The organism is Salinicoccus sp. HZC-1 (assembly GCF_046736035.1).
GTDB lineage: Bacteria > Bacillota > Bacilli > Staphylococcales > Salinicoccaceae > Salinicoccus.
This window is the reverse complement of sequence record NZ_CP177130.1, coordinates 2,754,657-2,765,662: the sequence shown is the minus strand read 5'-3', so window position 1 is coordinate 2,765,662 and position 11,006 is coordinate 2,754,657. Positions and strand designations below refer to the sequence as shown.

Below are 11,006 nucleotides of genomic sequence, written 5' to 3'. Positions count from 1 at the left end.
GAATGGTGACCATGTATGATCATTTCACTGATTTGGACCCTCGCTTGACTGTACTCTCCTATGTGAAAACAGAGGATATTGTATCATATGTCATTACATTGGATACGCACACAGGCCGTTGTCCCCACTGCCATTCCACCACCTCTCAGCGACACAGTGCCTACATGCGGGTCATAGATGACCTGCCCATCCAGGGGCGACGCGTTCAACTGTATCTGAAAGCCCGGAAATGGTTCTGTTCGAATGCATTATGCGCCACAAAGGTATTTACGGAACGCTTTGACTGGCTGGTCCCTTATGGCCAGCGGACGATTCGTCTGGATGAAGCACTGCGGACCATTGCTTTCTCCAGCAGCTGTGTCCAAGGAGAAACTGTCACCCGGCAGCTTGGGATGCCGGTCAGCCATGACACACTGCTGCGCCTGATTCATAAAACAGAGATGCCTGTTCCGCAAAGCCCCTTTTGTGGGCATCGATGATTTCGCCTGGCGAAAAGGGTATCGGTATGGCATTCTGATCTGCGATGCCGTCACGCATCATCCGATTGATCTCCTGCCCGACCGGGAAACGGCCACATTGGCCCAATGGATTCAGGGGCATCCGGAGCTGACCCACATCACCCGAGATAGATATGTGCGTTTTCAGGACATCATCACGACCCATGCCCCGGCCGTCATTCAGATCCATGACCGGTTCCATCTGATTCAGAACCTCTGGACCCTACATGATCGGATTATAAGGAAAGTGTTGCCGGTACGCATTGACCTCGGCATGCGATCACCGCCGCCAGTTCCTCCGCCTCAGACCAAAGCTGAGCATCACCGCTTGGAAAATGCCCAAAGGAAATGGGCACAGGCCCGGACACTCCAGAAGTACCATGCACAAGGGTATTCAATCTCCCGGCTTTCCCGGCAGTTCAATCTACACTGGAAGACGGTCGAGCGATACCTTGGGATGACAGGGGTGCCGGACACGACCCGCCAGAAACGGCCCAAACTGCTGGATGCCTTTCACAAATCGGTCATTCACTGGGAGGCGGACGGCGATTCCGTTCGGGCAATCTATGAAAAACTACTGAAGATTGGATATAAAGGGTCCTACGGTTCAGTGAAAAATTTTGTCGCCGATCTTCGAAAACGGAAACGGGTGGCGGCCCCATTGGACATTGAGTATCACAGCCGTCGTGACATTCGGCGCATACTGTGGCAGAACCACCTTGAAGTGGACGCCGAGCGCGACATCATCAACCGTATCCTCCAACAGTACCCGAAACTCCAGCCCGTCTATGCGTTTGTGGCTGGTTTTCGCGAATGCATTGCCGAGAAGGATCATGTCGGATTTACTGAACTCATCCTATTTGAACAACAACGCCGTGACCCTCTGACGAAACACTTCATCCGGCGGCTGCTCACTGATTTCAAGCCCACGGTGCATGCCCTGATGTATAATGAAAGCAATGGTTTCGTCGAGGGGAACGTCAATCGGCTGAAGACCATCAAACGGATCATGTATGGCCGGGCCGGTTTCAGGCTGTTGAGACAGCGTATGCTTTATCGTCCACTATAAATTTAAAATTTTGGCTATGTTCATCACAATCTATATATAAGCATTCCCCAACCTAGCGTAAAAGCCCTTTTTCTAATGCCCAAAATAATCCCTTTTTTATTAAATATTTATTCAATAAAAACCCCTCCGTTTATAACAATTAATAGTGACAAAGAGCCAAAAAGATATTAAAATCCTTTTGGCTCTTTGTTTTACTTGTGATTGCTGATAACTACTTTGATACCCTCTTGTGCTTGTTCTTCAAGCTTAAAAACATCGTTTTCATTATTTTTCATATGTAATATCCCCTTCCTGATATTATTTATGATTACTGATGACTACATTGATACCTTCTTGCGTCTGTTCTTCAAGTTTAGAAGCTTTGTTTTCTCTAATTTCCATAATCAATACCCCCTTTTTATTGTTATTTGTGGTTACTAATAACTACGTTGATGCCTTCTTGCAAATTTTCTTCTGAATAATAAACTCTTTGATCTGTAAGTTCCATAATTACCACTCCTAATATTTTTTACGATAAAACATTTTTTATCGTTAAATATAATTTATATCAAAATTTGAAAATTGCCAATATTATAATTAAAAAGTTCTTGATAAAATATTTTTTATCGATTAAAATAATTTTAGAGGTGATATAAATGAAAAGAAATGAAAAGAAAAATATGATGTTTCTTGCAACAGGAAGGATATTTTCGACAATAGGAGATAGCATATATCAATTAGCTGTCATTTGGTATGTATTTTATTTAACTAATAATACTATTTATACCGGTATAGCTGTTACTTGTGTAGCTATCCCTCAAGTGTTGAATTTTTTATTTGGTCCAATTATCGAGAAGTATAATAAAAAGCATTTATTGGCTAACACTCAATTGTTCCAATTTATTTTAATGGCAATTATACCGCTGTCTATTTATCTAGGTTATGAGAATGTTTACCTAGTGCTCTTAATAGTTTTCCTATTATCTTTCCTTGAAAATTTTCAAGGGACAGCAGAGATGAGTATTGTTCCTAAAATTATATCCAAGAATAAGGTAGGCGGATATAACTCTAAAATCAATACTGTTCAACAAATTATTGGGTTACTTGCTTCAGCAGTGTTCTCCCTTATGATTTTATATGTTACTATCCAAAATATTTATATTTTTAACGCTATAACTTTTTTAATCGCTTTTGCTTTTTTTAAAATGATAACTTATTATGAAGAACAGAGAAAAAACCCGGGTGTTACTGAGGAAGTTACATATACGCAGAATTTAAACGAAGGATGGAAATATTTTAAGGTTTCTAAATTATTAGCTATAACATTACCATTATCAATTGCAAATGCGATATTAAGTGGTGTAAATGCTGTTCTTCCGCTGTATGCAATGGATTTAGGAAGCGCAAGTTACTTTGGGTTAATGATGTTTGCAATATCCATAGGTTTGACTATAGGTGCGTCAATAAGCACAGTTTTTTTGAAATTTAAATTTGGAATAGTTATGTCTGGACTAGCATTTTTCATGTTTATATTCTGGACTGCATCTATAATTATTGGAATTCCTTACATCACATTAATCTTATTGGCCATTTCATTAATTCCCTTAGGTATAATGAATATATTACTGATTACCTATACTCAGGTAACAACAGAAGATTATATTATCTCTAGAGTTTTATCCATATCAGATAGTTTATTATTTGCAGCTATTCCTATAGGTGCCTTACTAGGTGGAGTGATCGGTGAACTCTTAAGCGCAAAATTTGTCATGCTTTTTAGTGGAACAGCATTTCTTGTTATTGCGCTATTATATATATCAAATAAAAATCTCAGAAACATACCATCTATTAAAGATTTTTCTTAAAATATAAGGAGGAAAGAGTAATTATGAATAACATTGAAAACCTAGCCAAGTTGTTATCTGATGAAAGAAGTTATTCAATTTTAAAAGCTACGTCTAAAGGAGAAAAAACAACCAAAGAAATCGCTGAGATGCTAAAGATTCCTCCTAGTAATTTATATTATACAATCAATAAGCTAATTAAAATCGATGCTCTGAAAGTTGAAAATCAAAAACATATTGGGAATATAATAGAGAACACATATAGCAGTAGACATATATTCAATAAAGATTTTTTGATTAACAAAGAGAGTGGAGAAGCAGAATTTGATTACTTTATTCAATACTTTTTAATCACTCAGACAAAAGCTTTAAAAATATTAAATAAAGATTTAAAAAATAAAAATAATAAAGAGGATAATGCCAAGTTAATGAGTAGCACAATTAAGATATCTAAAAAGACATGGGAAGACTTTCAAGTTCTAGTGAATGATTTTTTAATCAATTTAGAAGATGATGATGTTAACAGTGATGAGTTCCAAGTCTCTATATCTGCGTTCAGAGATCATGATTATTTATTATAAACATTTTAAATAAGTGAACTTTCATAAAAATAGCTACCTTAGGTAGACTTTAAATGAACAACTATGTAGTAGTGATAACATTTAGTTGTCATTTTAAAAGACCAGTTACCTTTTTATTTCAGGTTACTGGTCTTTCAAATAAAGACACCCTATTGAGTTCCTTGATCGTAAATTTGTTCCATTATTCTGACCATACTCTTGGGGTCAGTAAAATCTATCTTCCATTGTGCATCAATTTTAGGTTCTAATTCTTGAAGGTACTTCACTTTAACGGCATTTGTTAAACTGACATGTTGTCTAAATTCCCCTGTTTCATGATAGCCTGTGACAGGATTATAAATTGAACATTGAATGCCTATAAGTTTAATTTCATAGCCTTGCCGAACAGAAGGTTGAATGGCAAAAATTGGAGACCCACTATTCCCTGAGTAACCATCCATATTTAGAACATAGTTATCGTCATAGGCAAATTTCATGTCTGGAGGGAACGCCAACTTTCCTCTATAAATGACACCTTTAAATGAAACTTCACTCTGTAAGGACATAGGAAAACCAACCATAAAAATATCAGAATTTAAAATATCTAATTCATTTTCATGTGCAGTAAGATCGTTATCTATAAATTTAAAAGTATGTTGAGTATCGTTTGCAATCCACTTCATCATTAAATCAGATATATTGATAACAGCTAAATCTTGATTTTCATGATTAATGATTCTGTCTTTAACATCTTGGACTGTATACTTTTGATTGTCAGGCACTTCCTCTTTATTGAAAGAGTTTAAGTTATCATAAATGCTAATGCTTGTCACTTTTTCTAAAACGTGTTTATTACTTACTAAACAAATATGAACGTGTTTACCATAATCTTTTCCTGTTCCTAATTTAATTTTATAGAAGAAACCAGTTCCAGTATGTGTGATGGTTCCTTGTTCGTTGTACGCTTCTATATTTACTGCAGTACGTAAAAATTCTTTCATTACTGTATTATTGTTCATAATATCCCACTCCCCCGTTTAATACTTCAATTATACTAAAAGTTTAAAAGGTTGTAGAGAGGACACTATAGGTATGGTGTGTCACTTTTGAAGTTATTTTGCACTTATTTCAGGAGATATTTTGCGCCATATATTTGAAAAGAGATCGGAACAAAACCACTTTTATATGTTTCAACCTCTTTAAGTTTATTTAATCTCAATTACCAAACTGTCCCGTACAACTTCTGTTGTAACGGTTTCAAGATGATTAATCTCAAGTATTCTTTCAATCTGCGTGAAAAATCTTTTGTATCACCCTAAAGTTCCCGCCAGCTATAAACCATTTTTTATCAAATCCTGAAGGATTGATGCTACCTTGTGACATGGTTTAAAATGCATGGGATTTCTCCTTAAATTAAAATTTATCAATTCAAATCAACTAAATGTTCATAAAACTTATTCGCTGCTAATGACAAAGGAATATCACTTTTTGTTATTACACCAACCTTTCTTTCATCTATTCTTTCGTTTAAAAGTACTTCGAATAACTCTGCATTTTCCAATTCTTCTCTTATCAGTTCTTTAGTGACGAAGGCCATACCCATTCCTATTTTTGCACATTCAATCATCAGTTCAACACTTCCAACTTCAATATCGGGCTTAACATTCAAATCCTGTTTCTGAAATAGTTGATTAAGAAATCTTCTTGAACTGCTGGTTTTCGAGAAAGTGATCAGAGGATAGTCTGCTATTTGTTCAAGTGATATAGTTTTTTCAGCTAGTTCTTTATATTTTTGTCCGACGACAAATGTACTGTGAATGTTTAAAAACTCAGTGACTTGAATTTGTTTTTCATTGATGGGTAAGTGGACAAGTCCAATATCAATCGTCCCATTTTTTAATTTATCCAAAATATGAGGTGTTGATCCATGCTGAAGTTTTACCTGTACTTCCGGAAATATCTTCTGAAAAGTTTGTATATGAGGTAACAGATAATGTTTGCATGTAGAGTCGCTGCCTCCAATTGTTACATGACCTGTTTGGAAATTTTTCAGTTTTGAGAGTTTTTGTTCAGCATCATCTACTAATTCAAAAATAGGTCTCATATGTCTAAAGAAAGCCTCACCCTCTGGAGTTAAAATAACGCCCCTTGAAGTTCTTATGAATAACTTCACTCCAAGTTTTTCTTCCAATTGTTTGATAGCGTGACTGACACTTGGTTGAGTAATATATAATCTGTTGGCTGCTTTACTAAAATTTTTTTCCAGAGCTGTTATATAAAAAATATGATAAAGATTCAAATCCATGCTATAGACACCACCTATGACAGTTCTATAATATATGTATTTCAGTTATGACTTAAACCCAATTATACTTAAAATAGATAGATAAATCACATAAATAAGGTGGTAATATCATTGGCTGATAAAAGAGTGGATGTAAAAGCACGCAGTCCGTGGAGTACGCTTAAAAATACGAATACAGTCAATGTCTCACCAGGTGAAAAGGTTCTAGACAGTACTATAACGATTCCTGGAAGCAAAAGTCTAACTAACCGAGCACTTATTCTGAGTGCAATGGCTGATGGAAGTTCAAAAATATCAGGTATATTAAAAAGTGATGATTCCTACTGGTGTATTGAAACCCTGAAAGATTTGGGAATCGACATAGAGGTTCAAAATGAAATAGCATGGGTCAGAGGGAATGGAGGTGAATGGCATTCCAATGATTTATATATAGGTGCTGCAGGAACGATTGCCAGGTTTTTACCTGGAGCATTGGCTGTATCTGGGGAAGGGTCATGGAAAATTGAAGCAAGTCGAAGCATGAGTAAAAGACCAGTTTCTCCTTTAGTAAATGCTTTAAGAGAAATTGGTGCTGATGTAAATTATCTAAATAATGAAGATTACTACCCCTTGAAAATAAAAGGGAGGAAGTTGGCAGGTGGTGAAGTAAACCTTTCCGGAAATATATCCAGTCAGTATATAAGTGGTCTATTGATTGCGGCTCCTTATTTTACAGAACCAGTAACTATAAATATTGAAGATTATATCGTCCAGAATGCTTATGTATTGCTGACAATAGATTTAATGAAGAAATATGGTGCAATTATACAATACGATTATAACCTTAGTAAAATAGCAGTGTCACCATCAAAATATAAAGCTCAAGATGTAAACTTAGAAGCAGATGCTTCAACAGCTTGTTATTTTCTTGCCCTTGCAGCGATGACAAATGGCAGAATTCGAATCGCCAATTTAACTTATGAAACAAAGCAGCCAGATATTAAAATGATGGATATCCTTGAACAGATGGGGTGCAAAGTAACCAGAGGGGATACTTTTATCGAACTGGAAGGGACGCATCAGTTAAGAGGTGGATTTGAAATTTCGATGAGGGAAATGTCTGATCAAGCGTTGACATTAGCAATATTAGCCGTTTTCGCAAATGGTCCGATAACTATAAAAGATGTTGAGCATATACGATATCATGAATCAGATAGAATCAGTGTGATATGTGATTCACTCTCAAAATTGGGTATTAGAGTGGAGCAATTTAAAGATGGATTAAAAGTGTATCCAGGCACCCCGAAACCAACATTACTTGATACCCATGATGACCACAGAGTGGCTATGTCACTGTCACTTTTAGGTTCAAAAATTGAAGGCATACAATTAAATGACCCAGGATGTGTTTCAAAAACTTGTCCTCAATATTTTGAGATATTGGAAAGATTAGGGTTGAGCATCCGTTACATTTAGTATTTGGTTAATATGAGGAGTAGAGTTAGTGTTTCAAATTTCACTTTCGAAAAATTATTTTGTTCCATTATAACTTATTTCTCAACTATTATCGTGTTTTCATAACAAGTTTTATTCAGTTTTAAAACCACAACTGTAAATTCAGGAGTAATTTTGCGTATATTATAATCGCTATTTTGTTTCTGCCTTAAGCAGATAAAGCCTAAGCTCGTTTCCATTTAAATAAGAGGTTAGGCTTCGTCAGTTGAATAAATGTGCCTGATTCTTGTGATGACATTAATCACTTTTTGAATTTTGACACCAATACATCGCTTTTTTCTCTATCTCCGAAACCAGCTGTTCCTTCCCTTTTATATATGCTTCAATATTATCAGGAAAACGTTGGGATAATTCTTTTTTTAAGCGGCCATACTTTTTTACAGCATCAGGATGCGAGCGCAGATAATTACGAAATGCAAGATGTCGATCGATTGCGGGATTGTCTATCTCATAAAAATGAATATGGTGAGTTCGTTTACTTCCGCCTTTTTGGAAAAAGCGACGGTCTGAAAGACCGTTTTCTCCTTTTGGTTCATAACCGGCATTAATCATTGCATTATTAAACTCGTCAACTCGCTCAATATCTTTGACCACAGGCATTATGTCAATGACAGGTTTTGATATTAGACCGTCTACGGATGTACTGCCAATATGATAAATTTTTTCTATTTCAGTCCCGAAAATCTCACATAGTTTTTTTGCTTCTTTTTTATACATCAAAGGCCAATTTATATTATATGGTGTTACCTCGACTTTCCTCAATTTGAATTAACCTCTCTTTTTCCTCCTAATTATTTCAGAAAAATAAACCGTTGTTTAGCATTATTGTATCAAAGCTAATTTCTTAGTAGTATAAATTTCAAAAATCTCAGTTATTTATATTCAATTAATGTGTTGACGTTCTTAAAAGTACACTTTTAAGAACGGTTTGAAAACATTTGAAATAGATCAAAACAATCTTCTGATTAAACAATTTGTAGATGTGTTTTTCTCTCTTAAATTTTTGATTGATTAGAGCAGACCCTAAATAGACATTACAGAGATATTGATTAGGCTGGTTTCCAAGTGTGTGATTAGGGTGTTTGATAAGATCATGCCAAAGAAGAGGTTTTATGAAGATAGGATTTGTGTGTATGTAATCATTTAATCAAAACTTAGACCAATCAATGGAAGTGTTAGAAAATTTGATACTGAGAAGATTTTTTAGAGAAATAATCCGGTTCCATCGTAAATGAACGACTTGTATTTAAAAAAGTGAATCAAAAATTATGCTAAAATTATTATCATCACTTAGTTCACTTCTGTGCTGATATCAAGGAAGATGTAGAACCGATACATCAAAAAAACCTCCAATCTACTAGCATAGAATGGGGGTTCAATGACACCATGAAACTGATTTTTGTTACTTATATTATATCATTCTGATTAATATATTCAAATGATAAATAAGATATTTATGGTATCGGATAACAACTATAGCAATTCAATATTACATTAATATAAGTAAATTATTTGGTGGTGTGAACATTGGTAAAGAAAAATGAGATTGTAAAATTTACAGTTGTTTTTGAGTTTACAGCGGGCGAGGATGCAAATGTAGTAATATCAGATATTGTCAGTTTTCATGATGGGCAAAATATTCATGAAAGAATGGAAAAGGCTGAGAGTGTCGCTAAGGAGCTTGGGGAAAGTCTTAAAAATAAAATCATTGAAGATGAGTTTATATGTGTGGATATTACCTTTTTTCGTAGTAATTTAATTAAAGCATTTACATTAAAACCTGACTATGACAGTTTAAAATAAGAGTTTTTCAGGGCAATAAAAGGGCGAACCATCTGAGAAAGGGCAAATAGTATTGGAAGTCTTCTTAAGAAAATGATTGGGGAAGGTTGATTTAAAAGGGTTTTTATTAACCCTTGTAGAGGGATAATTAGAGATCTTCATTGAGTGGGAATAACGATATAGAAAATCAACCCTCTAACCATGCAGGTCAGAGGGTTGATTTTATTTATTACTAATTTAAATATTCAGATTTTTATAATAGTAGTGTATGATAAGTTTAAAGCATACAAGGGGCAGGGGTGAGCAGATGAGACTCTTATCATTTATATTACTGAGCAGCATCATCCTCGTGGGTTGTAATCAGGAAGAGCCATCAGGTGATGAAAATGTAATCCAAGAAGAAACATCTGAAGAAAATTCAGCAGAAAAAGTTGATTCAGAGGAAGAAACATCAAAAGAAAGCAGCAACGAAGAGGTGGCATCCGAAGAAGGCGCAGATACTCAGACTAATGAGAAAGACGATGAGTCTGGAGGCGGCAACGCTGAGGAAGAGGTTGAAGAAGAACCTCCGCTGGATTTACTGGCTAATATGTCTTTTATTGAAGGGTACTGGATAAACTATAGCGGGGTGAATGATCCTCGCAGTCACATGGCGCGGACAGATTTTATTTCGTATGATCCGGAAAAAGATTATACCCTTACAGCATCATCCTATGTTTCTTACTATTATGGAGAAGAGTTCATCAAGACTAACAACTATGGACACGGAGGATCGCTCATAATTGAAAAAGTGCCTGAGGCGGACCGGATCATCGTCAGTGTGGAGAAGAGCGGGATGGATGAACTGAGCTTTTATGATGCCGCAATGGAAGATGCGAAAGAAGGCGAAGAAGTGAATACCACACCTGAAGAACTTGTCGGCCGGGGCAAACTCGTTGTTGAAGATCTTAAGGGGCAGATTATGTTTGGCCAGGATTTCCTATCGGAAGAAAATTTGACGGCAGGCGAAAGGATTAATGACAATGGGAGCTTTACAGAGGATGAAAATTATATGGTTACCGAAGCGTTGGAATATAACCCCTTAGCAAACTACGTCATTACGGTACCCGCCTCCATCAGTTATTACAGCGGGAGGAACTTCATAGAGACGAAAGAAATCGAAGAGGCACCGGCATATATTCCGCAAGTGCATGGAGCAAACTACATCAATATCAGTTTCGAAGAAGATTATATATATGAGCTGAATGTAATAGAAGCGGATTAAGATTTAATTATATAAATTCTATGGGAGTTTTGATTTAAAATACAAACTTTCAAAATGTATAGCAGCCACCTATAAGACTTTGGTTGTAATCTTATCTTAGAAGCCATATAAAACGCCTTCATTGCCTGGAGATGTTTTCATGCCGTGAGTTGCATGTTACTATGGTAGATGTTGTACGTGATCGGGTTTTTATTTCTTATGTATAAACTAAT

General features: G+C 35.8%; 10 protein-coding genes and 1 pseudogene. 7 read left to right on the top strand and 4 right to left on the bottom strand.

Annotated elements, in window-relative coordinates; translation table 11 throughout:
- Positions 1-11: 11 nt before the first annotated feature.
- The 4 genes from ACKRAT_RS14335 to ACKRAT_RS14320 all read left to right on the top strand — a co-directional run bounded on the left by ACKRAT_RS14335 (position 12) and on the right by ACKRAT_RS14320 (position 3,970).
- Positions 12-479 (top strand): transposase family protein, encoded by a 468-nt coding sequence (locus tag ACKRAT_RS14335; protein ID WP_411843044.1) that lies wholly within the window; start codon positions 12-14, stop codon positions 477-479.
- Positions 466-1,566, top strand: a complete 1,101-nt coding sequence (locus ACKRAT_RS14330) for a transposase (RefSeq protein ID WP_411843043.1) — start codon at positions 466-468, stop codon at positions 1,564-1,566. The genes ACKRAT_RS14335 and ACKRAT_RS14330 overlap by 14 nt, the downstream gene beginning before the upstream one ends.
- 635 nt (positions 1,567-2,201) lie before the next feature.
- Positions 2,202-3,410 carry an MFS transporter gene (locus ACKRAT_RS14325; protein ID WP_411843042.1) on the top strand — a complete coding sequence of 403 codons (1,209 nt, stop codon included), beginning with the start codon at positions 2,202-2,204 and terminating at the stop codon, positions 3,408-3,410.
- Between the two features lie 23 nt (positions 3,411-3,433).
- Positions 3,434-3,970, top strand: coding sequence for a winged helix-turn-helix domain-containing protein (locus tag ACKRAT_RS14320; RefSeq protein ID WP_411843041.1), 537 nt, complete (start codon positions 3,434-3,436; stop codon positions 3,968-3,970).
- Positions 3,971-4,119: 149 nt separating this feature from the next.
- Here the strand turns inward: ACKRAT_RS14320 and ACKRAT_RS14315 are convergent, their stop codons facing one another.
- The 3 genes and pseudogenes from ACKRAT_RS14315 to ACKRAT_RS14305 all read right to left on the bottom strand — a co-directional run bounded on the left by ACKRAT_RS14315 (position 4,120) and on the right by ACKRAT_RS14305 (position 6,254).
- The gene (locus ACKRAT_RS14315; protein WP_411843040.1) at positions 4,120-4,968 is read right to left on the bottom strand and encodes a trypsin-like peptidase domain-containing protein; all 849 of its coding nucleotides are present in this window, start codon (positions 4,966-4,968) and stop codon (positions 4,120-4,122) included.
- 186 nt (positions 4,969-5,154) lie between these two features.
- Positions 5,155-5,284: pseudogene (locus ACKRAT_RS14310) on the bottom strand (ATP-binding protein); the annotation flags it as partial.
- An 88-nt stretch (positions 5,285-5,372) separates the two neighbouring features.
- Complete coding sequence (locus tag ACKRAT_RS14305; protein ID WP_411843039.1) at positions 5,373-6,254, bottom strand: LysR family transcriptional regulator; 882 nt, start codon at positions 6,252-6,254, stop codon at positions 5,373-5,375.
- A gap of 111 nt (positions 6,255-6,365) precedes the next feature.
- On the opposite strand from ACKRAT_RS14305, the gene aroA reads away from it, so the two are divergent.
- Complete coding sequence (gene aroA, locus ACKRAT_RS14300; RefSeq protein ID WP_411843038.1) at positions 6,366-7,709, top strand: 3-phosphoshikimate 1-carboxyvinyltransferase; 1,344 nt, start codon at positions 6,366-6,368, stop codon at positions 7,707-7,709.
- Positions 7,710-7,985: 276 nt separating this feature from the next.
- Here the strand turns inward: aroA and ACKRAT_RS14295 are convergent, their stop codons facing one another.
- A complete protein-coding gene (locus tag ACKRAT_RS14295; RefSeq protein WP_411843037.1) occupies positions 7,986-8,510 on the bottom strand; it encodes a GrpB family protein in 525 nt (174 codons plus the stop codon).
- A 765-nt stretch (positions 8,511-9,275) separates the two neighbouring features.
- On the opposite strand from ACKRAT_RS14295, the gene ACKRAT_RS14290 reads away from it, so the two are divergent.
- Both ACKRAT_RS14290 and ACKRAT_RS14285 read left to right on the top strand, forming a co-directional pair.
- Positions 9,276-9,551, top strand: coding sequence for a hypothetical protein (locus ACKRAT_RS14290; protein WP_411843036.1), 276 nt, complete (start codon positions 9,276-9,278; stop codon positions 9,549-9,551).
- Positions 9,552-9,837: 286 nt separating this feature from the next.
- The gene (locus ACKRAT_RS14285; protein WP_411843035.1) at positions 9,838-10,794 is read left to right on the top strand and encodes a hypothetical protein; all 957 of its coding nucleotides are present in this window, start codon (positions 9,838-9,840) and stop codon (positions 10,792-10,794) included.
- Positions 10,795-11,006: the final 212 nt, after the last annotated feature.

Coding starts and splice junctions, on each gene's coding strand:
- ACKRAT_RS14320 (WP_411843041.1), top strand. CDS start 3,434: ATGAATAACATTGAAAACCTAGCCAAGTTGTTATCTGATGAAAGAAGT.
- ACKRAT_RS14315 (WP_411843040.1), bottom strand. CDS start 4,968: ATGAACAATAATACAGTAATGAAAGAATTTTTACGTACTGCAGTAAAT.
- ACKRAT_RS14305 (WP_411843039.1), bottom strand. CDS start 6,254: ATGGATTTGAATCTTTATCATATTTTTTATATAACAGCTCTGGAAAAA.
- ACKRAT_RS14325 (WP_411843042.1), top strand. CDS start 2,202: ATGAAAAGAAATGAAAAGAAAAATATGATGTTTCTTGCAACAGGAAGG.
- ACKRAT_RS14285 (WP_411843035.1), top strand. CDS start 9,838: ATGAGACTCTTATCATTTATATTACTGAGCAGCATCATCCTCGTGGGT.
- ACKRAT_RS14335 (WP_411843044.1), top strand. CDS start 12: ATGTATGATCATTTCACTGATTTGGACCCTCGCTTGACTGTACTCTCC.